Below are 20,600 nucleotides of genomic sequence, written 5' to 3'. Positions count from 1 at the left end.
GCTAACCGTAGTATAGCACGAATCACTCCTTCTGTCAAGAGGCCGATCTTGGTGCACCAAGAACGACTGCTTGACAACCAGAGGAACGCGTGCTAAAGTTATGTCGCTATGGCGTATACATTGCAGTTAAGGAGCTGTGTTTGGGGACACTGATCCTTCCATCTGCCTGACCTGCCTCTTCGTCCCTCCGTTCGAGCCCTGGTGGCGTCGCTGATTCCTTTTCGCGGTTCATCAGATCAAATTCAATCCTGAATGAGAAAGGAGACGTCACTATGCAGAGAATATTTAATTTAGACCAACATGAGCTTCCTACCAGATGGTATAATGTGCTTGCCGACCTCGACCGGCCGCTCGATCCGCCGCTCGACCCGCGGACCCAGGAGCCGCTCTCGCCCGAGGCGCTCACCGCGCTCTTTGCCAAGACGTGCGTGGAGCAGGAGGTAGCGACCGATCGGTTCATCGACATCCCGGCTGAGGTGCAGGAGATCTACCGGCTGTGGCGGCCGACCCCGGTCTATCGGGCGCTGAACCTGGAGCGGGCACTCGCCACCCCGGCTCACATCTACTACAAGTACGAGGGAGCGAGTCCGACCGGCTCCCACAAGACGAACACCGCGGTCGCCCAGGCGTACTACAACAAGGTCGAGGGGACGAAGCGCCTCACCACCGAGACCGGGGCCGGGCAATGGGGGAGCGCCCTGGCGTTCGCCTGCCAGGCACTCGGGATCGATCTGACCGTGTTCATGGTCAGGATCTCCTACGATCAGAAGCCGTACCGGAAGGCGATGATCGAGACCTACGGTGGTCAGATCGTCCCGTCCCCGTCCGACCGAACGAACGCCGGACGAGCGGTGCTGGAGAAGGATCCGGATTCCCCAGGCTCGCTCGGGATCGCGATCTCCGAGGCGATCGAGGAGGCGATGGCGACCGGGGCGAAGTACTCGCTCGGGAGCGTCCTCAACCACGTGCTCCTTCACCAGACGGTGATCGGGCAGGAGGCGCTCGCCCAGATGGAACAGGCCGGCGAATATCCGGATGCAGTCGTCGGCTGCGTCGGCGGAGGATCGAACTTCGGCGGATTGATGCTTCCCTTCCTGTACGATTCTCAAAAACGTGGGCGAAAGGTGGAGTTCGTCGCCGTCGAGCCGACCGCCTGCCCGACGATCACCAAGGGGGAGGTTCGCTACGATTACGGCGACACCGCCAAGATGACGCCCATGCTGCGGATGCACACCCTCGGGCATGAGTTCGTCCCGCCTCCGATCCACGCCGGCGGGCTCCGCTACCACGGGATGGCCCCGATCATCACCCGGTTGGTGGAGGACGGGCTCATCCGTCCGGTGGCGTACGACCAGGTGGACGTGTTCAGCGACGCGGTCACGTTTGCGCGGCTCGAGGGGATCATCCCCGCCCCGGAGACGGCGCACGCGGTGCACGCGGCGATGGAGCTCGCCCGCGATGCGGCCCGCCGCGACGAGAAACGGGTGATCCTGATCGGCTTCTCCGGTCACGGCCACTTCGACATGGCGGCATACACCGCCTATCTCGCTGGTCGATTGGTGCGCACGAGCTGACTTTCCGCGGCCGGGTGGGTCTCCACCCGGCCGTTCCGTTCAGGCAGAGGGAATCTCCAGCTTGTGCTCAATCGCCTCCAGCCCGCGCGCTGCGAGCGAGACGAGCCCGAGGTAGATCAGCCCCACGACCAGGAACGCGTCGAAGAACCGGAACGTCTTGTAGGCGATCAACCTCCCCTCCCCGGTGAGCTCGATCACCGTGACGAGGTAGGCGAGGGAGGAGTACTTGATCAGGTAGATGAACTCGTTCGTCGAGCCGGGGAGGGCGCGGCGCACCATCTGGGGGATGATGACGAACGCGATCGTCTTGAGCCGTCCCATCCCGAGCGCGCGTGCCGCCTCCCACTGCCCGTGCGGGATGGACAAGAGCGCCCCGCGCATGTACTCGGAGTGATACGCACCGCTGCACAGGCTGAACCCGGCGATCGCGGCCGCGAGCGGAGAGAGGACGATCCCCGCATGGGGCAGCCCGTAATAGATGACAAACAGCTGCAGCAGGAGGGGCGTCCCGCGGAAGAGTATCTGGTAAGTGTAGGCAAACGGGGCGAGCAACGGGCCGCCGTAGACTTCCGCCAAGGCGACGCAGATTCCGATCAAGAACCCGGCCGGAGCGGCGGTGACGACCAGCTCCATGGTGACCCCCAGCCCGGAGAGGAGCTGGGGGAAGAAGCGCACGATTTCGTTCACTCCGGCCTCCTGCGGCGTGCTCCACTCATCCCCGGGATGCGGATCGCCCGTTCCGCCCCGCGGAAGACGAGGATCCCGCCGTAGGTGAGAAAGAGGTAGATCGCTCCCACCGTCCCGTAGATCGGGAGGACGGCGTAGGTGCGCACGGCGATGAACTTCCCCTGGGTGAAGAGCTCCACCACCCCTACAACAAACGCCAAGGCGGTGTCCTTGAGCAGGATCGAGTACTCGTTGGCAAGACCGGGAAGGGAGAAGTAGGCCGCTTGGGGGATGACGATGTAGCGCACCGCCTGTCCTCCAGTGAGTCCGATGGCCCGTGCTGCCTCCACCTGCCCCCGTGCCACCGCAAGCAGACTGCCACGATAGATCTGGGATTGGTAGGCGCCGCTCCGCAGCCCAAGCGCGAGGAGGACGGCGAGGGTGGGGGAGAGGTGAACACCAGGGAAGCTCCCGATCCCGAAGTAGAAGAGGAAGAGGAGGACCAACGCCGGAAACCCGCGGAAGACCCGATCGTAGACCGCGAGCACCGGGCGGGACCAGCGTGGGCCGTAGACGTGAAGGAGCGCGAGGGGAACGCCGATCCCAAACCCGATCCCGAGGCAGGCTCCGACCAGTTCCGCCGTCACCCGCGCCCCGCGCAGGAGGGCAGGGAGGGAGTCACGGATCAGTTGCAGGATATTGAGATCCATCGTGAAGTGGGCGGGGGGAGGAATCTCCTCCCTCCCGCCCGCAGGCGGATCACCCGCCGATCAACCACTTCTGCACCAACTTGTCCCACTCCGGGGACGCCTTGAGCCGGCGCAGTCCCTCGTTCAGGAGGGAGAGGAGCTTCGTGTCCCCCTTCCGCACGGCGTAGCCGTAGATCTCGCCGGTCTCGATCGTCCCCACTACCGCGGCTCTCTTCCCGGCGATCGCGGACCGCGCCGTCGGCTCGTCCATCACCACAGCGTCGATCCGACCGATGAGGAGATCCTCCAACGCGAGGAGGAAGTTGTCGTACAGCTTGAGCTTGATGCCGACCCCGGCGTCGATCAGGTTCTCGGTCAGCCAGTCCTGCGACGTGGTCCCGCGCTGCACCCCGATCGTCCGCCCGGGGGCGACGGCGGAGAAGATGTTGTACTGGGGGACGAGAGCGCCATCATCCCCTTTTACCTCTCGCACCACGACCGCGAGGTTGATCCGCCAGTATGGGTCGGTGAAATCGACCTGCTTTTGCCTCTCCGGGGTGATCGTCATCCCGGAGGCGATCAGGTCGATGTTCCCTGCCTTCAGCGTCGGGATGATCGCGTCCCAATCGACCGGCACGATCTTCACCTCGAACCCCATCTCGTTGGCGATCCATTGGATGGCCTCCACGTCGAACCCGGTCGGGTTCCCGTTCTTATCGATGTACGAGAACGGGGGAAACGCCGCGTCGATTCCGTCAACGTACACCGGCTTGTCCCCGCCGAATCCCGCTACGCATACGCCCATCACCAATACCGCAACCAGCACAAAGCGCTGAATAAGCATACTAACCTCCTAAGTTATTAAGTTATAGTTTTGCCTACGATCCAATCGGACCGAGACAGCGCAAGAAAGAAAAGTCTGAAATGGGTTTAGCTTAGATGGCCCCGGACCGGGGCGTGATGGGCGTGGAAGTGGACGGAAAGGATGATACGGGTGAAGCCGGTTCCTCTACTGCACGAGATCGTCTGCATGACGACCACCTCCACAATTTGAGATGCCCCTACTGTAGCAGCGGCGGATCGAATTGTCAAGTATGCGGGTGGAAGCGATGGTCGGAGCCGCCGCCGCGTACGGTCTCGACCGCGTGGGGAAGGGCGGGAAGGATGACCTCCAATCCCTCCGCCACCGCCTTCGGACTCCCGGGCAGGTTGATGATCAACGTCCGCCCCCTGATCCCAGCGGTGGCGCGGGAGAGGAGCGCGTGCGGGGTTATCCTGAACCCCTCCATCCGCATCGCCTCGGGGAACCCCGGCGTCTCGCGCTCGATCACATCCTTGGTCGCCTCCGGGGTGATGTCACGTGGTCCGAATCCAGTCCCGCCGGTTGTCAGAATCAGATCGAGTCTCTTCTCGTCGCACCACTCGATGAGCTTGTCCGCTATCTCTTCCCGCTCGTCCGGGACGAGCCCCTCGGCCTCCACCACGGCGTCGAGCTGCTCAAGCACCAGCCGCTTGATCGTCGGCCCGCTCTCATCGGCCCGCTCCCCGCGGAACGAACGGTCACTGACGGTGAGGATACCGACTCTGATCTTCATCACAGGCTCCCGAGCAGGATCACGCGCACCCGCGCTCCTTGATCGGCGCGGTCCCAGTCTTCGGGGATCACCGCCAGGCCGTCCGCCTTGACCATCGACGATAGGATCCCCGAGCCCTGATCCCCGGTGAGGTGCGCCACGTATTCTCCATCCCGGTCTTCGAGCCGCACCCGCACGTAGTGGCGGCGGGAGTCCTTTTGGGGGATCTCATCGGCGAGCCGGGCCCATATCACAATCGGATCGAGGTTGCGTGCCCCGAGGAGGCTCAGGATCGCCGGGCGGGCGAACATCTCGAACGAGACCATCGTCGACACCGGATTCCCCGGCGTCCCAATCACCGGGACCTCTCTTCCGTTGAAGTTCAGGTATCCGAACGCGAGCGGCTTTCCCGGCTTCATCCGCACCCGCCAGAACTCGATCCTCCCCTCGGCGGCGAGGACCTTCTTCACCACGTCGAAGTCCCCGACTGACACCCCGCCGGAGACGAGGAGGAGATCGACCCCCTGTTCGAGGCCCTTCCGCAGCTTCTCCGCGATCTCCCGTTCCCGGTCGCGGGCGATCCCGAGCATCACCGGGATCCCCCCGTATCTTTGCACCTGGGCCGCGTTGGAATAGGTGTTCGCGTTCCTGATCTTCCCCGGGGTGAGGGAATCGTCGATCCCGACGAGCTCGTCCCCGGTGGCGAGGATCCCCACCCGCGGGCGGCGGGTGACGGCGATCTCCCGGCACCCGAGCGCGGCGAGCATCCCGATCTCCGGTGGGCGGAGGATCGTACCCCGCGGGATGACGGTCTCCCCGGCCCGCACGTCCTCCCCTGCCGGCCGGACGTCTTTGCCGACCGGGACCGCGGTCATGATCTCCACGTAATCCCCGTCCTGCTTAGTCTGTTCGAACCGGACGACCGCGTCCGCTCCCGTGGGGATCGGGGCGCCGGTCATGATCCGGATCGCCGTCCCCGGGACGACCTCCTTGTCCGCGACGTAACCGGCGGCAAGATCGGCGATCACCCGCAGACGGACGGGGTTATCCGGGCTCGCCCCGATGGTATCCGCCGCCCGAACGGCGTAGCCGTCCATCGCCGTGTTCGCGTGCGGTGGAATATCGTACCCAGCAATCACATCCTCGGCCGTCACCCTCCCGAGCCCGTCCGTGATTCGGACGGGCTCCGCCGGTAACGGGCGAATCCGGGCGAGGATTCGGGCCCGCGCCTCCTCCACGCTCAGCATCGGGTAGATCCCGGTCACATCTCCGACTTCCATCTTATTCCCCTTTCTCCCACCTCTTTCTTCCAGATGGGGACTGTCTGTTTCAGCCGGTCGATCGCGTAGCCGAGGGCGGAGAACACCCCGCTTCGATGAGCGGCGCATACCCCGATCACCACCGCGATCTCCCCCACCGCAAGTTTCCCGATCCGGTGCACGATCGCCACCTGGCGGATCTCCGGCCACCGGTGTTTCACCTCGGTTATGATACCGCGCAGCGCCTCCTCGGCCATCTCGGTGTAGGCCTCGTACTCCAGGTGCGAGATCCTCTCCCCGTTCTCCTCGCCCCGCACCACCCCGACAAAGGTCGCCACCGCTCCGATTTCGGGGTGGGTGAGCAGGGAGACGATCTCATCGGGATCGATCGGGGACTCCGTTATCCTGATATGGTCATCCATCATCCACCTCCCACCGGAGGGAGGAACGCGACTTCATCGCCGTCGTGCAGGATCCTCGCCCCGTCAACGAGTCGGCGGTTCACCGCCGGCTTGGCGTGGGGGAGGTGAGCCGCCAGCCCCGGATGATCGCGCTCCAGGCGGGAGATCAGTCCGGAGATGGTGGTCCCGTCCGCGAGGTTGAGATCAAGCTCGCTCGTTCCCGCCGCCTCGCGCAACGCGGCGAACAGCAGCACCGTGACCTTCATCCCTCCTCCTCGAGCACGAGCTCCCCGCTCTTCCCCCCGCTCTTGCGCACCAGGCGGATATCGGTGATGCGCATCGTCCGCTCGACCGCCTTCGCCATGTCGTAGATCGTGAGCGCCGCTGTCGCAACCGCGGTGAGGGCCTCCATCTCCACTCCTGTCTTGCCCACGCACTTGGCGCGGGCTTCGATCTCGATGACCCCGGCGTCGGGGCGCGCGTCAAGCCGTACGTCGACATCGGTCAGAGGAAGGGGATGGCAGAGCGGGATCAGCTCCCCGGTTCGCTTCGCTGCCATGATCCCGGCGAGCTGAGCCGTGGTGAGGACGTTCCCCTTTTCGATCTTTCCTTCCGTGATCATCCGACAGGTCGCGGGGGACATCTCGATCCTCCCCCGCGCTACCGCCTCCCGCACGGTGTCGCCCTTGCCGCTCACATCGACCATCCGTACCCGTCCGGCATCGTCCAGGTGGGTCAGCCTGCGTTCATCCATCTCAACCTCCGATCTCGGACATCGCTCGATCGCGGGGAAAGTCGCGCACCATCCCGTGGGCATACGGCTTGCGCTTGATCCCCTCCTTCAGGAGCGCGGAAAGCTCCTCTTCGTCCGCTCCGGCGCGGAGCGGTCCCTTGAGATCGATCTCGACCGGGGAGAGGAGGCACGGGCGCAGCTTCCCGTCCGCGGTGATCCGCATCCGGTTGCACCGATCGCAGAACGGGGCGCTCAACGCGGTTATCAGACCGATCTCCCCTGCCGCCCCGGGTATTCGATAGACGCGCGCCGGGCCCTCGGCGCGCACCTCTACGAGCGGGCCGAACCGCTCCTCGATCCTCGCTTTGATCTCATCCCCGGGGACGAACTTGCCGGCGAATCCGGCGGGCACGCCCCCGATCGGCATCCACTCGATGAACCGCACGGTCAATCCCTCCAACGATTTTCCCGCCAGGTCGGCGATCTCATCGTCATTTATCCCGCGCATTACCACCGTGTTCAACTTCACCGGCGAGAGCCCCGTCCCCTGCGCCGCGCGGATCCCGGCCAGGGTCTCCTCCAGGTTTCCCACGCGGGTGATCTTTCTGAACCGATCCGCCCGCAGCGAGTCGAGGCTGATGTTCACCCGGGCAAGCCCGGCGGCGGCCAGGGCCTCCGCGTAGCGGGAAAGGAGCGCCCCGTTCGTTGTCATCACAATTTCATCGATTCCCGGGATCCGGTGGAGCTCCCGGACGAGCTCGACGATCCCCTCCCGCACGAGCGGTTCTCCCCCGGTGAGGCGGACCTTCCTTATCCCGATGCCAGCGGCGGCACGCGCGATCCGCACGATCTCCTCGTACCGCAGGATCTCGGCGTGGGGACGCCACGGCACGCCGGAGGCGGGCATGCAGTAGATGCAGCGGAGATTGCACCGGTCGGTGACCGAGATGCGCAGGTAGGTGATCCTCCTTCCAAACCGGTCGATGTTTTCCATCATTCCCCCTTAGAAGACGTGCACCGCCGACGCCTTGAACGATATGTATACCTCCATCCCGGCGTTCAGGTCCATTTGAGCGATCGACTGGCGGGTGACGGCGCAGATGAATTCCGGCGGCACATTCACCCGCACGTAGGAGATCATCCCCCGATCGACGATCTCGGTGATCCGCCCGCGGAACGAGTTTCTCGCGCTCGATTGAAGCGGGGCACGCGAGATCAGGATGTCCTCCGGCCGGACCGCGGCGTGCACCGGACCTCTGAGATCAGTTACGACGGAAACGGCTGTCCCATCGATGATGAACCTCGCTTCCCCACCTTCTCCCGCGATTACTTTCCCGGCGAATACGTTGCGCGCTCCCACGAACCGGGCGACGAACGGCGAATTGGGCCGCCGGAAGATCTCATGGACCGTCCCCGCTTGTACGATCCTCCCTCCCTCCATGACCGCGATCCGATCTCCGAGCGAGACCGCCTCCTCGAAGTCGTGTGTCACGTGCACGGTGGTCGGAGAGATCTCGCGGTGGATCCGGGCGAGCACCCGCTGCAGCTCCTCGCGGTGCTGGGGATCGAGCGCGGACAGGGGTTCGTCGAGGAGCAGCGCACGTGGGGAGACGACCAGGGCGCGGGCGAGGGCGACGCGCTGTTTCTCCCCGCCGCTGAGCCCGGCGATCGCCCGGGGGAGAAGGTCTTCGATCCCGATGAGACGCGCCATCGCTCTGACCCGGCGGTCGATCTCCGGTCTCTTCACCCGGCGGAGCCGCAGCCCGAACGCGATGTTCCCGAACGCGGAGAGGTGTGGAAACAGGGCGTAGTCCTGATACACGAACCCGATGCTCCGTTTCTCCGGCGGGAGGTGCGTCACGTCCTCCCCGGACAGGATGATCTTCCCTTGCCGCACCCGCCGTATCCCGGCGATCGCCTCCAGCAGGATCGTCTTCCCCGCTCCGGTCGGCCCGAGGATGACGAGGTACTCACCGCCGCTGGCGGAGAGATCGATCCCGTCGAGCCTGAACTCGCCCGCCTTAACCTCGAGACCCAGTACCGACAGCTCTCCGGCCCTCATTTCTTCCTCCTTCCCGCTACAGCCCGCAGCCCGACGAACACCACGAGCGAGGAGAGGATCACCCACACCGCCACCGGCCGGGCGTAGTTGAGGCCGTACGACTCGAACCTCTCGTAGAGGAGGACCGGAGCGACCATCGGGTGGTAGGCGAGGATCACGACCGCCCCGAACTCGCTCAGGCCCCGTGCCCACATGAGGATCGTCCCGGAGAGGATGCTCCGACGGGAGAGGGGGAGCGCCACCTTCCAGAACGCGGTCCACGGCCCGGCTCCCAGGGTGCGCGCCACCCGCTCCAGCCGCGGGTCGACCGCAGCAAACCCGTCGCGGGCGGCGTTCACCAAGAACGGCATGCTGACGAACAGCATCGCGATCACGATCCCGGGGACCGATGATACGAACCGCACTCCGATCGCCGCGAACGCCTTCCCCAGCGCCCCTGAACGGCCGAACACCATGAGAAGCGCGATTCCGACCGCGGTGTGGGGAACGACGATCGGAAGATCGATCAGCCCTTCGACCAGGCTCTTGCCCGGGAAGTCATGGCGGGCGAGGAGATAAGCGAGCGGAACCCCGGTCAGGATCGCGATGGCGGTGGCGATCGCCGAGGCATAGAACGTCAGCCCGATCGCGCCCCGCACCTGGGGGTCGAGTATCGTCTCCCATAGGGAGCGGGGAGAGGTGGAGAAGATCGTCCTGGCAAGCGGCCATAGGATGAACAGGAGCAGGGCTCCACCGAGGACGGCAAAGCCCGCTTTCATCCCCATCGATCGCATCGTTATCCCTCCGGCGCGGTGAGCGCGCGGAGCGCCGGCGGCACCTTGTCCCATCCGCGTTCTGCCACTGCGGGCACGATCGGCGGCTGGCCGAGCTCGGAGAGGATCCTTTGTCCCGGCGGGCCGATGACGAACGCGACGAACTCCGCTGCCAACGCCGGATGCGGGGCGTTCTTTGGGATGGTCATTCCGTAGACGATTGGCTTGCCGATCTTGGTGATCGTGGTTCCTGGTGCCTCTCCGCTGATGGGTACTTTCGCCTCGGCGTAGAAGTCGGCGTACTCCGCCCGGCTCAGGTCTATTTCGTCCGGGAGTTCTACGAACTTAAGTCCGTGTTGTACCGCCACCGAACGGTACTCGAACGCGTAGTCCATGTCCCCGGATTGAAGGAGAGCGATCAGCTCCACCGATTTTGGGCGCACGTTCCCCGGCGGACAATGATCAACCAGCTTCTGATAGAGTCCGGGAATCTGATAGTGTTTCTCCGCGAGCTGCCAGACCATCAGCGTGCGGTAGCCGCATGGATCGACGTCGGGATCCGAGTGCCCGTATATCACGCCCGGACGGGTGAGAACCTCGTACCAATTATCCGGTCTGATCTCATCGGCGTACGCCGACCTGTCGGTGTAGGCGATCACCATGGTGTTGCGGGCGAACTCGATGTTCCAGTCCGCGAACTCCGGGATCAACAGCTCGTCGATCACCGTGTAATCGGCCGACATGACGATGTCAGCAAGCCGGCCCAATTCGCTCACCTTGCGGGCGACGGTACGGCTCCCCGATCCCTCCGCGGCGAATCTAACCCCGGGATGCGACTCCTGGAACGCGCTCATCAGCCGGTTAAGCGGAACGGTGAGGCTGCCGGCGTGGAAGATGACGAGCGGTCCTGTGTTTGCCTGAGGGAACGAGACCTGAAACGACGCGAGAATCAACGCTCCGATGAGGAGCACCGTGTGGAGCTTCATGAAACCTCCTTTCCGAATACGGGAGGCGCAGCCGTTTCCCGCTACACCCTATCGCCTGCCTCCCATAGGCCCTATGCCCGTAGGGTCGACAGGTCGGAGATGTCCAAATAATACATGACGAAAAGCGACAAATAAAGATTCTGAAGCCGCTTGCCAAGCGGAACGGCGCTAGTTAAAACAGCGGCGTTCGGTATCTCTCAATCGCGGGTGCTCCATCCCCGCCAGACGACCGAGCGACCGGTGCCGATCCCGACTCCGGCGAACAGGAGCGTGATCAGAAACCACAGCCCCGCCGCCTGCCAGTAGTTGAGCGGCTTGAACAGCCCGAGGTGCCCGACGACGATGCTGTTCCACAGCATCTCGATCACCCAGCTGAAGAAGAAAAACGCGGCGATCCCACCGCCGGCGATGAACCTGCCCAATGTACGCATTTGCCTCACCTCCTCGTTCAAAAGTCCCAATCCGGATGTGGAACCGGAAGCCTGAGGACGCGATCGAGCCCTTTGATCAGCTCCTCCGGCCCGGCGAACTCATCGCTCACTGCCAAACCGCTTGCGGGAAGGACCCCGAACCACCCCCGCGTGAACGCCCCTACCGACGCCTGCAGTACCGGAAGGCCGGGGGCCTGGCCCGGATGGACGGTCGACTCCGGGCCGAGATGGACCACGTACTTTCCCCCGATCCCGCGCCACGGGGCATCGGGCGGGAGGTAATCGGTGATCGGATCGGAAAGCTCGAGGTTGAACTCGATCTTCTCCGGGATCCTGACCGCCCCGATGCATGCGTCAAGATCGAGGATCCGCACCTGCCAGTATGCGGTGGCGTTCGCCCGCGCCTCGAACCTCCCACCCCGGGTGAGCTGCCGCAGCCGGAACGGTCGGTCGATGAAGTCCTGCAGCTGCACCCCGGGAGGCTCGACCATCCGCACCGCCGGAATCTGATCCGACAGCGTCTTGATAAGCGCGAGGAGCTCACGCAGCTCCTCTCCACTTCGGTACGCCATCCACTGGACCGCGTACGGCCCGCTCTCCGGGCTCTCCGTCGACATCCACAGATGATGGGTCAACGCTCCGGACTCATCCGCGTACCCGAGCCCGAACCCGTTCTTCCCCCACACCATCTCCCCCCGCGTGAATCCAGGTGGGGTGATGTTGCATCCCCCGTGTCGCCGCAGGCGTGCGAGGCGATTTTCGTGGATCCTCTCCCAGTCATCCGGGCCGAGGCGAAGCGGGACACGGGGAGGAGCCGGTACCCGCAGGGCAGCGGGATCGAAGGTGAACGAGTGTTCGTAGGATCCGGTCCCAAACCCGAACCGCTCGTAATACCCCTGGTCGAACATTCCCAGGCCGCATACCGCTGCGCCGTCCTCGGCGGCGCGGGCGATCGCGTGTGCGACGAGCCGTGCCGTGAGGCCGCGGTGCCGGGCGATCCGACTCGTCGTCACCCCAGCGATCCCGGAGAACGGGAGATCACGGTCGAGGTAGAGGATCGTTCCGGTAAGGGTCGCGACGTGCGATTCCACACTCCCGGCCAGCTCCCCCACCCAGCTGCGCGCGACGGCCAGGAGCGCCTGCAGGCCCTCCTCCTCCCGCTTCTCCCCGCGAAACCATCCGACCTCGCTCCAGATCCGCTTTACGGCCTCGAAGTCGCGGGCTGGGTCGTACTCCCTGATGTCGGTCATCGCATGTAGATTCCGCCGTTGATGTTGATCGTCTCCCCGGTGATGTAGCCCGCCTCCTCGGAACAGAGGAACCCAACGAGAGCGGCGATCTCCTCCGGCTGAGCGGCACGACGGGCCGGAATCTTGGAATAGATCTGATCGCCCTTCTCGTCGAGCGTCCTCGCCGTCATGTCGGTGTAGGTGTACCCGGGCGAAACCGCGTTCACCGTGATGTTGGGGGCGAGTTCCAACGCGAGCGACTTGGTCAGCCCGATCAACCCGGACTTGGCCGCGGCATAGTGCGCCCCGTGGTCCGATCCGGTCATCGCCCGCAGGGAGCAGATGTTGACGATCCTCCCCCACGGCTCGCTCTTCAAGTAGGGAAGGGCGGCCTTCACCGTGTAGAACGCGGCGGACAGGTTCACCGCCACCGACCGCTCCCAATCGGCCACCGTCATCTCTTCCACGGTCCGGTGTTGGGAGAATCCGGCATTGTTCACCACGATCCTGATCCCCGAGAACCGCTTCACCGTCTCCTCGACGAGAGCAGCAACCTGCTCGAAATCGGAGACGTCGGCCTGGAACGGGAACGCTTCTCCACCCTCATCGGTTATCCGCTTCACGAGCTCCTCAGCGCGGGCGCGGTTATTGACGTAGTTCACGCATACTCCGTACCCCGCGGCGGCCAACCGCACCGCGATTGCCGCCCCGATCCCGCGCGAGCTTCCTGTTACAATGGCGCCTTTCTTCGTTTCGTTCATAGTTCCAGGATTATAACCTACAGGTACTTGAGCGCAGCGCGCGCTACCCGCACTCTCCGTTCATCCTCCAGCCAACGGGCGAGCTCGGGGCGCACGATCTCCGGGCGCTTGCGTCCGAGCTTCCACATTGCCGAGGCGACCGCCCGCCAGACGTAGCGCCGCTCATCGAGGGATAGCCGCCTCAGGACGATCAGCGCCTTTTTCACGAGCGGAACTGCCCCGGGGCCGGAGAACGACATCGCCACGTTCCACAGCACCTGCTCATCGTTCGCCGTCGACCACTTCACCAGGTATTCGAACGTCATCTCCGGATAGTAGCGCAGGAGACCTCCCCCGATCGCTACCGGACCGAGGCTCCGTCGCACCTCAGGGGCGCGGTCGGCCAGGAGGGGTTCGAGGAGCTTCAACAGAGGCTCGGCTCGCTCCAGCCGTCGCTCCTTTCCCGCGGTCATCGCCGCTAATGCCACCGCCCGGCGCACCCATGGTGAAGGGTCGGTGCGAAATTCGTACATCTCTTCCAGCATGCGAGAGAAATCCCGGCACAAGAGCCGCCCGCACTCCCGCCCCGCCGTGTCTCGTACCGACCGCTCCTCATCGGCGGAGAGCCGGTGCAGGATCTCCACCGCCTGCTTCCGCCCGGCCTTGTACCCCTGCACGGCGAGGCCGCACGCCAGCTGTCGCATCTCCGGTGCCGGATGCACAGCCCAATCAGCCGCCTTCGTCAACAGCTCAGCGGGATCGCCGACCGCGGCCATCCGCCGCAGCGCATACCTGATCCCTCCGGTTCCTGCCCCAGCGAGGATTTCAGGCAAAGTTTCGACCGCATCTCCCACCGCCCGATCGATCGCTTCGTGCATACCCCCTCCTCCTTCAATCTAGCGATAAATCAATTAAACCGATCCTTCTCCCTGCGGTCAAGCGTGCGCCGCCGCGGGACGGCTATCGGAGGTCGAGCAGGTCACGCAGCTCGATTACGCTTTTGACGACCACCTGAGCATGGGACCGGATGGCCGGATCTCCTTCCATCATCGCCACCCCGAGACCGGCCCGTTCGATCATGTCGAGGTCGCTCTCCTGGTCTCCGACTGCCACGGTGAGGGAGAGAGGGATTCCGAGGTGATCACACAGCCAGGCAAGCCCATCTCCCTTGGAGATCCCGGGAGGGAGGACCTCGACGTAGTTTCGCGCTGCCCGCACGGTCGTCACTTCGGGCACACTCTCCCGCAGAGTGGCGATGAGGTCAGGGATGATGTCCGCTTCCCCGATGAACAGGAGCTTCAGCGGTCCGGTGCTGAGGAGAGCATCCGGATTCGGTACCTCCTCGGCCCTGAGGTTTTCGTTGCTCACGAACGCCTCGATCGGCGGGGTGATCCGCGGGGTGTATACCGTTGGATCATCCACTGCACGGTAGATCTGCGGATGAACCGGAAAGCGCTGTGCGGTCGCGAACGCGCGGCGCGCCTCCCGGCCGGGGATATGCAGCTCGCGAAGAGGCCTGGCCTGAACCGGATCGTAAACGACCGCCCCGTGGTAGATGACCACCGGTGTCCTCACCTTGAGCTCTTCCATGTACGGCCGGGCTGAAGCGAGCGAGCGGCCGGTAGCGATGGTGACGCGAGCGGAGCGGGAAATCTCGAGGACGAACTGCCGGACGTCATCTGGGAGCGCGCCATCGGGCGCAAGCAGGGTCCCGTCGAGGTCGAACGCAAACAGGCGGTAGCGGGTCACGTCTCTTTCTTCAGGAGATGCAGACTCTTGCGGTGCAAGCGGAGCCCGACCACCGTCCCGATCGGAAGGAGCCCGCGCTCCTTCGGGTTCGCTACCTGGACCTCCATCCTGTTTCCGTCCGGAAGCTTCAAGGCATACAGCACTACCGAACCGGTGTAGTGGGAGAACAGGATCTCCGCATCGACATCCCCTTCCCCTACCCCGATGACGTCCACCGCTTCGGGACGCACCACCGTATCCACCTCCTCGCCCGGGGAGAACCGCGGGGTGTCTTGTTCCACCGTCAGATCGCGCTCGAACAGCCGAATCGTCACTTGCCCGTCCGACACCGCGGTGATGCGGGCAGGGAGGAAGTTCGCTTCACCGATGAAGTCGGCGACGAACCGATTCGCCGGACGGGAATAGATCTCCTCGGCCGGACCGAGTTGCTGCAGCCGGCCGGCGTTCATTACCGCGATCGCGTCCGAGATGCTCATCGCCTCAGCCTGGTCGTGGGTGACGTAGATGCTCGTGATCCCGAGTTCCTGCTGCAGCCGCCGTATCTGTTCTCTGGTCCCCTTGCGGAGCTTCGCATCGAGGTTGGACAACGGCTCGTCGAACAGGAGGACCTTAGGCTTGGTGACGATCGCTCGGCACAGGGCGACCCGCTGCTGTTGCCCGCCGGAGAGCTGGCCGACTGAGCGGCGCTCCAGCCCCTCCAACCCAACAAGGGATAATACCTCGGCCACCTGACGCTTGATCTGTACCTTGGGAACGTGCTTAACCTTCAGCCCGTAGGCAACGTTTTCGTACACCGTCATGTGCGGGAAGAGCCCGTACGACTGGAACACCATCGATGTATCCCGCTTCTGCGGTGGGATGTCGTTGACGCGCCTGTCCTCGATATAGACGTCACCGGAAGTCGCGAATTCGAAGCCGGCGAGGATGCGTAGGGTCGTCGTCTTCCCACATCCAGACGGGCCGAGGAGGGTGACGAGCTTCCCCCTCCCCACTGATAGGGAGAAATCGTCGACCGCTCTTACCTCACGGCTCGACCCCTCTGCGAATACCTTGACGATGTGTTCAAACCTGACAACGACGTCGTTCATCTTTCTCTCCTATTCCCGCGCGATCGGCGAAAATCCTTTCTGGAACAATTTCTCTACGACAAACCGCATCAACACAATGGCGGCGAGAACGATGGCGATGATCACGTACCCATATGCAGCAGCGGCCGACAGGTTAGCCTGATCGACTTCGTACAGTAGCGCCACTGTCAAAAGCTGCCAGCTCGCCGATACCACGAACACCACCGCCGAGATCGCGGTCATGCACCGGACGAAGATGTACACAAGCCCTGACAGGAACGCGGGCGCGACGAGCGGAAGAGTGACGCGGGTGAACGTGCGGAAGAAGCCCGCGCCCAAGCTGCTCGATGCCTCCTCGATGGAGGGATCGATCTGCTGTAGCTGCGCGATCCCGTCCCGTATCCCCACCGGCATGCGGCGGAAGATGAACACGAGGATGATGATCAGCGCCGTCCCAGTCAGCCGCAGGGGTGGGGTGTTGAACGCAAGGATGTAACCGATTCCGACGACGACCCCAGGGACGGCGAAGTTGAGCATCGAGACGAACTCCATCAGCCCCCGGCCGAGGAACCGCTTTCGAACGACGAGGTAAGCGATGATCATGGATAGGATCCCCCCGATCGGGGTGGCGATGAGGGCGATTTCGATCGTGTCAAGGACATACTGACCGCCGACGCTGAACACGTACTGGTAGTTCTTCAGGGTGAGGGTATGGTCGATCCCCCAGATCTTGGTGAACGAGCCGAACAGGACCACTCCGTAGAGCAAGATGATCACTCCGCTCAGCAGGATCATCAGCCCGAAGATAGGATACTTCACATGTGGCTCGGTCGACTTCAGTCCCACCCCGGACGGCTTTCCGGTCACGGTGACGTAGGAGCGGCGCGCGACGTAGTACTTCTGAACGACGAAGATCATCAGCGTCGGGATGAGCATGAAGATTGCCAGGGTCGCCCCGAGTGGCATGTTGTACATCCCAGTGACGGCGTGGTAGGCGGCCACGGTAAGGACCTGAAAATTCCCCTGGATCACGACCGGATTCCCGAAGTCCTCGAGCGAGCGGATGAACACCAGGAGCATCGCACTGGCAATCCCGGGGATGGCGAGCGGAAGGGTTACGGTGAGGAACGTCCGCAGCTTGGACGCCCCCATGTCGAGGGCGGCCTCCTCGATTGCGGGATCGATCTTGGACAGCACTCCCTCGAGGATCATGAACGCGATCGGAAAGTAGGCCAGGGTTTCCGTGAGGACGAGGCCGGGGAGACCGTAGATATCCCAATTCAAGTGCAGCGCCTCAGTGACGACCCCATGATGCCCGAGGAGCAAGATCGCGGCGAGGGCGATGAGAAACGGAGGGGACACGATCGGCATCATCGCGATCAGCCGGAAGATCCCCTTCCCGGGGATGTCGGTCCTGGTGATCCCGTAAGCGAAGATGAATGCGACGATCGTGCCGAACAGTGAGACCAGGGATCCGACGATCATGCTGTTGATCAACGGGCGCCAGTAGTAGCTCTTGCGGAAGAAGTTGAGGAAATACTTCGGGTTGAACTGCCCCCCGGGCCACAGGCTGAACTGGACCACCTTCACCAGGGGGAGGACGATGAACACGGCGAGGAGCCCGAAGACAACGAGCACGATGCCCAATAATACCGGATCATGGATCAGACGCCGGACTTCATTCCGAAGTTCGCGTTGGTAGCTGGAAATCCGCATAAGTCCCCATGTAAAAAAGCGCGCGGGGAAGCGCTGCCTCCCCGCGCTCGGGTTCGGCTTACTTGCCGGTCACCTCGTGCCAGTGATCGATGATCTCGTCCTTGTGCTCACCGTACCAGAGAAGGTCGATCGGAAGCACCTTGACATCGGAAGCAGTGACGCACCCCTCGGCCACCGTGGCCTCCGGGTTGAGCGGGATGCGGTAGAACTGCTTGTACAGGTCTTGCGCCTCCTTGGAGAGGGCCCAATTGTAGAAGATCTTGGCGAGCTCGGGCTCGGGGCCGCCCTTGATCAGAGCCATCCCGCCGATCTCGTAGCTCGTCCCCTCCTTGGGGAACGTCATGACGACCGGGAATCCTTTCGCAATCCCCTTCTTCAGGATGTCATGCGAGAAGGCGATCCCGATCCCCACCTCTCCCTGCCCGGCCTGAGTGATGCAGGCGCTTCCGGACTCGTTGTAATGGTGTACCTGAGCATCGAATGCCTTGATGTAGGCGTCGTCCTGAGGATCGAATCCGGGCTCAGGAGAGCCGATCGCAGTCAGCATCCCGCACAGGGTGGTGTAGGCAGTACCGGAGCTAAACGGGTAGGCGAGGGAGATCTCTCCCTTGAACTCGGGCTTCAGCAGATCCTGCCAGGAGGTTGGAGCCTCCGCTCCCACCTTCTTGAGGAACTCGGTGTTGGAGACGAACCCGATGTAGCCGACGTAGAGCCCGACCCAGAACCCATCAGGATCCTTGAACTGCTTGGGCATGAACTGCCAGGCGAGGGACTCCTTGTACGGAGCGAGGAGCCCGTCCTTGGCCGCCGCGATGTGGGAGGTGTTCGAACCACCGAACCACAGGCTTGCCTGCGGGTTGGCTGCCTCGGCGCGGATTCGGGCCAAGACCTGACCAGAGGATAGCCGCACCCACTTGACCTCGATATCCGGGTGGGACTGCTCGAACGCTTTGATGTAAACCTCAGCCTGATCGGCATCGAACGCCGTGTAGATGTGAAGGGTCTGTTTGGCCGCTCCAAGAGCGAACGCGGCCGTGAAGAGGACCAACGCCACCGAAAGGATCAACAACGCTTTCTTCATCTTTCAGCCTCCTTCGTTTTGTCGCTCAGTTTCCTCTTGTATCTGCGCTGCGAAAGACTGTTGTTCGGTGACCACCCCCTTTTGCGAACTGCTAGCGTTTGCGCAAACTCATTATACGCCTCGCGGTCGAACGTGACAACTCCTTGATCCCTGCCTCAGCGCGGAGGAATTTCCTCCCGCATGCGGGCTTCGACTTCCTCCAAAGACCCCCGAAACGGTCCCGGGCGCTCGAGCTTGATGGTGGTGAGGGCAGCGGCGAACCGGGCTGCGGCTGCGGGGGAGTCCCCGAGAAGCCTCCTCCCAAAGTAGGAGGAAAAGCAGGTGTCTCCCCGTCCGGTTCGTCCGGCAAGGGACTTAGGCCGGAACGGGGCCTCGACCACTTCATTCCCGGCGTTCACAAGCACCCCTGTTCGATGAGTGAGGACCACTTCCTTCGCTCCCCAGCTTCGCAGCACCTCCGCGGCCTTAAATCGATCCTGTTCACCGGTGAGAGCAGCCGCTTCCCGATCATCGACCTTGAGGTAATGGACGAGCGGAATCACTTCCCTCGCCTGGGGCCAGCCATTGCTTATGAGCTCTTCCCCCATCTCCTTGCGCATGTGCCCTTGCGGATCAAGGGCGATCGGTCCACGGGAGGCGATCTCCTTGATGAACGGCAGGTCCTCCTCGCCGGGAACGACCGTGCCGATATAGTAGATCCGCGCTCTTACAGGAGGGATGTCAGCGATCCGGAACGGCCCGGCAAACCCCAAGAGGCGGCATATTCGCCTGTCCGAATTCGGATCAGGGTGAAAATTCTCGATCCCTGAGGTCTGGGGTGCAGGCGATGCGTAGATCTTAGCCCCTGCCTCCTTGAGTTCGTCCAGAATATCGAAGTCCTCCTTCGCCAAGCGGGTCATCACCGCCACGCGGAGTCCGAGCCTAAGGAGGACCATCCCGCCGTAGTAGACTGCTCCACCAGCGGCGATCTCGCTCTTCTCTCCTACAATATTGCGGTCTTTCGCCACATGCCCGATCGCGAGCACGTCGAAGTATTCATCCATGCTCCATCCTCCCGTGGGGTAGATTACGGGAGATTATTCCCCAATTTGCCGGTCATTTACAAAGTTAGCAAAGCACGCTGCACCACCCGTTTTTTCGTCGGCGATCGGGGTTGTACTGGACCGAAGCGGCGGATAGGATTGCCGCATGATCGGGACGTGGATAAACATAGGTACGGTGCTCCTCGGGAGCGCGATCGGTCTCCTCGTCGGACGGAGGATTTCCGATCGGTTGAGCGGCTTTTCCACTACTGCGATCGGGCTCGTCACCATCGTTCTTGGAATCAAGCTTGCACTGGAGACGCAGAACGTGCTCGTCCTTCTCCTTTCCCTCATCATCGGCGGTGGAATCGGAACGCTGCTCTCGCTTGAGGACCGGCTGGCGAACCTGGGAAGGGCGATCGAGCGTCGCTTCCCCACGCTCGCGCACGGGACGATCCCGCAGGGGTTCGTGACAGCCAGCCTCCTCTTCTGCGTCGGACCGCTCTCGCTGATCGGGGCGCTGCGGGATGGGTTGTACGGCGACTGGCAGCTTCTCGGGATCAAGTCGGTGATGGACGGGATCTCGTCGGTGATCCTCGTCGCCGGGCTCGGACCGGGGGTGTTCTTCTCCGTTCTGGTGATCCTCGTGTACCAGGGCGGAGTGAGCCTGGCGGCGCGATTCTTCGCCGGAGCGACCATCTCCGCCACCGCGCCACCGCTCGCTGAGCTGGACGCTGTCGGCGGTGCCATCCTGCTTGCGTTGGCGTTCAAGCTCCTCGACCTGCGGGATCTCAAGGCGGGCAACCTCCTCCCCGCGTTGGCGGTCGCTCCTGCGCTCGCGGTCCTGTTCCACCTGTTCGGGGGCTGAT

The 20,600-nt window shown here is 63.4% G+C and carries 23 protein-coding genes and 1 riboswitch; of the genes, 2 read left to right on the top strand and 21 right to left on the bottom strand.

The genetic code is table 11. The annotated features are described in order from the left end of the window. Positions 1-272: 272 nt before the first annotated feature. The gene (locus J7J55_04750) at positions 273-1,574 is read left to right on the top strand and encodes a TrpB-like pyridoxal phosphate-dependent enzyme (GenBank protein MCD6142007.1); all 1,302 of its coding nucleotides are present in this window, start codon (positions 273-275) and stop codon (positions 1,572-1,574) included. A 39-nt stretch (positions 1,575-1,613) separates the two neighbouring features. Here the strand turns inward: J7J55_04750 and J7J55_04745 are convergent, their stop codons facing one another. From J7J55_04745 to J7J55_04645, 21 genes are all read right to left on the bottom strand, one after another. Further along, positions 1,614-2,207, bottom strand: coding sequence for an amino acid ABC transporter permease (locus tag J7J55_04745; protein ID MCD6142006.1), 594 nt, complete (start codon positions 2,205-2,207; stop codon positions 1,614-1,616). A gap of 50 nt (positions 2,208-2,257) precedes the next feature. Continuing rightward, positions 2,258-2,950: an amino acid ABC transporter permease gene (locus J7J55_04740; protein MCD6142005.1), complete on the bottom strand. Its 693-nt coding sequence runs from the start codon at positions 2,948-2,950 to the stop codon at positions 2,258-2,260. A gap of 49 nt (positions 2,951-2,999) precedes the next feature. Beyond that, positions 3,000-3,773, bottom strand: coding sequence for a basic amino acid ABC transporter substrate-binding protein (locus J7J55_04735; GenBank protein MCD6142004.1), 774 nt, complete (start codon positions 3,771-3,773; stop codon positions 3,000-3,002). A 244-nt stretch (positions 3,774-4,017) separates the two neighbouring features. Further along, positions 4,018-4,524, bottom strand: coding sequence for a molybdopterin adenylyltransferase (mog, locus tag J7J55_04730; protein MCD6142003.1), 507 nt, complete (start codon positions 4,522-4,524; stop codon positions 4,018-4,020). Next, on the bottom strand, positions 4,524-5,750 hold the full coding sequence (locus J7J55_04725; GenBank protein ID MCD6142002.1) for a molybdopterin molybdotransferase MoeA: 1,227 nt from the start codon (positions 5,748-5,750) through the stop codon (positions 4,524-4,526). Before J7J55_04725 ends, mog begins: the two co-directional genes overlap by 1 nt. 14 nt (positions 5,751-5,764) lie before the next feature. Continuing rightward, a complete protein-coding gene (locus J7J55_04720; GenBank protein MCD6142001.1) occupies positions 5,765-6,184 on the bottom strand; it encodes a molybdenum cofactor biosynthesis protein MoaE in 420 nt (139 codons plus the stop codon). Next, positions 6,184-6,429, bottom strand: coding sequence for a MoaD/ThiS family protein (locus J7J55_04715; protein ID MCD6142000.1), 246 nt, complete (start codon positions 6,427-6,429; stop codon positions 6,184-6,186). Before J7J55_04715 ends, J7J55_04720 begins: the two co-directional genes overlap by 1 nt. After that, positions 6,426-6,917: a cyclic pyranopterin monophosphate synthase MoaC gene (gene moaC, locus J7J55_04710; GenBank protein ID MCD6141999.1), complete on the bottom strand. Its 492-nt coding sequence runs from the start codon at positions 6,915-6,917 to the stop codon at positions 6,426-6,428. The genes J7J55_04715 and moaC overlap by 4 nt, the downstream gene beginning before the upstream one ends. Before the next feature lies 1 nt (position 6,918). Continuing rightward, entirely contained in the window at positions 6,919-7,890 is a 972-nt protein-coding gene (moaA, locus tag J7J55_04705; protein MCD6141998.1) for a GTP 3',8-cyclase MoaA, read from the bottom strand. Positions 7,891-7,899: 9 nt separating this feature from the next. Next, positions 7,900-8,958, bottom strand: coding sequence for an ABC transporter ATP-binding protein (locus J7J55_04700; protein ID MCD6141997.1), 1,059 nt, complete (start codon positions 8,956-8,958; stop codon positions 7,900-7,902). Continuing rightward, a complete protein-coding gene (locus J7J55_04695; GenBank protein MCD6141996.1) occupies positions 8,955-9,731 on the bottom strand; it encodes an ABC transporter permease in 777 nt (258 codons plus the stop codon). Before J7J55_04695 ends, J7J55_04700 begins: the two co-directional genes overlap by 4 nt. 2 nt (positions 9,732-9,733) lie before the next feature. Further along, positions 9,734-10,696, bottom strand: a complete 963-nt coding sequence (wtpA, locus tag J7J55_04690; GenBank protein ID MCD6141995.1) for a tungstate ABC transporter substrate-binding protein WtpA — start codon at positions 10,694-10,696, stop codon at positions 9,734-9,736. Continuing rightward, positions 10,686-10,807: riboswitch (molybdenum cofactor riboswitch) on the bottom strand. Its footprint overlaps the gene before it by 11 nt. A gap of 86 nt (positions 10,808-10,893) precedes the next feature. Further along, positions 10,894-11,127 carry a hypothetical protein gene (locus J7J55_04685; protein MCD6141994.1) on the bottom strand — a complete coding sequence of 78 codons (234 nt, stop codon included), beginning with the start codon at positions 11,125-11,127 and terminating at the stop codon, positions 10,894-10,896. A 17-nt stretch (positions 11,128-11,144) separates the two neighbouring features. Further along, entirely contained in the window at positions 11,145-12,377 is a 1,233-nt protein-coding gene (locus tag J7J55_04680; protein MCD6141993.1) for a GNAT family N-acetyltransferase, read from the bottom strand. Further along, the gene (locus tag J7J55_04675) at positions 12,374-13,117 is read right to left on the bottom strand and encodes a 3-oxoacyl-ACP reductase FabG (protein ID MCD6141992.1); all 744 of its coding nucleotides are present in this window, start codon (positions 13,115-13,117) and stop codon (positions 12,374-12,376) included. Before J7J55_04675 ends, J7J55_04680 begins: the two co-directional genes overlap by 4 nt. Positions 13,118-13,134: 17 nt before the next feature. Next, positions 13,135-13,974, bottom strand: a complete 840-nt coding sequence (locus J7J55_04670; GenBank protein MCD6141991.1) for a DNA alkylation repair protein — start codon at positions 13,972-13,974, stop codon at positions 13,135-13,137. Between the two features lie 82 nt (positions 13,975-14,056). Then, entirely contained in the window at positions 14,057-14,845 is a 789-nt protein-coding gene (locus tag J7J55_04665) for an HAD family phosphatase (GenBank protein ID MCD6141990.1), read from the bottom strand. Continuing rightward, the gene (locus J7J55_04660) at positions 14,842-15,933 is read right to left on the bottom strand and encodes an ABC transporter ATP-binding protein (protein MCD6141989.1); all 1,092 of its coding nucleotides are present in this window, start codon (positions 15,931-15,933) and stop codon (positions 14,842-14,844) included. Before J7J55_04660 ends, J7J55_04665 begins: the two co-directional genes overlap by 4 nt. Before the next feature lie 9 nt (positions 15,934-15,942). Continuing rightward, positions 15,943-17,628: an iron ABC transporter permease gene (locus tag J7J55_04655; GenBank protein MCD6141988.1), complete on the bottom strand. Its 1,686-nt coding sequence runs from the start codon at positions 17,626-17,628 to the stop codon at positions 15,943-15,945. Between the two features lie 58 nt (positions 17,629-17,686). Next, positions 17,687-18,709 carry an ABC transporter substrate-binding protein gene (locus J7J55_04650; protein MCD6141987.1) on the bottom strand — a complete coding sequence of 341 codons (1,023 nt, stop codon included), beginning with the start codon at positions 18,707-18,709 and terminating at the stop codon, positions 17,687-17,689. Positions 18,710-18,864: 155 nt separating this feature from the next. Next, complete coding sequence (locus J7J55_04645; protein ID MCD6141986.1) at positions 18,865-19,752, bottom strand: carbohydrate kinase; 888 nt, start codon at positions 19,750-19,752, stop codon at positions 18,865-18,867. A gap of 145 nt (positions 19,753-19,897) precedes the next feature. Between J7J55_04645 and J7J55_04640 the strand changes: the two genes are divergently transcribed. Continuing rightward, positions 19,898-20,599 carry a DUF554 domain-containing protein gene (locus tag J7J55_04640; protein ID MCD6141985.1) on the top strand — a complete coding sequence of 234 codons (702 nt, stop codon included), beginning with the start codon at positions 19,898-19,900 and terminating at the stop codon, positions 20,597-20,599. Position 20,600 lies beyond the last annotated feature (1 nt).

The organism is Candidatus Bipolaricaulota bacterium (genome assembly GCA_021159055.1).
Taxonomy (GTDB): Bacteria; Bipolaricaulota; Bipolaricaulia; order UBA7950; family UBA9294; genus S016-54.
The sequence above is the reverse complement of the archived record's forward strand: the minus strand, read 5'-3'. Positions and strand labels throughout refer to the sequence as shown.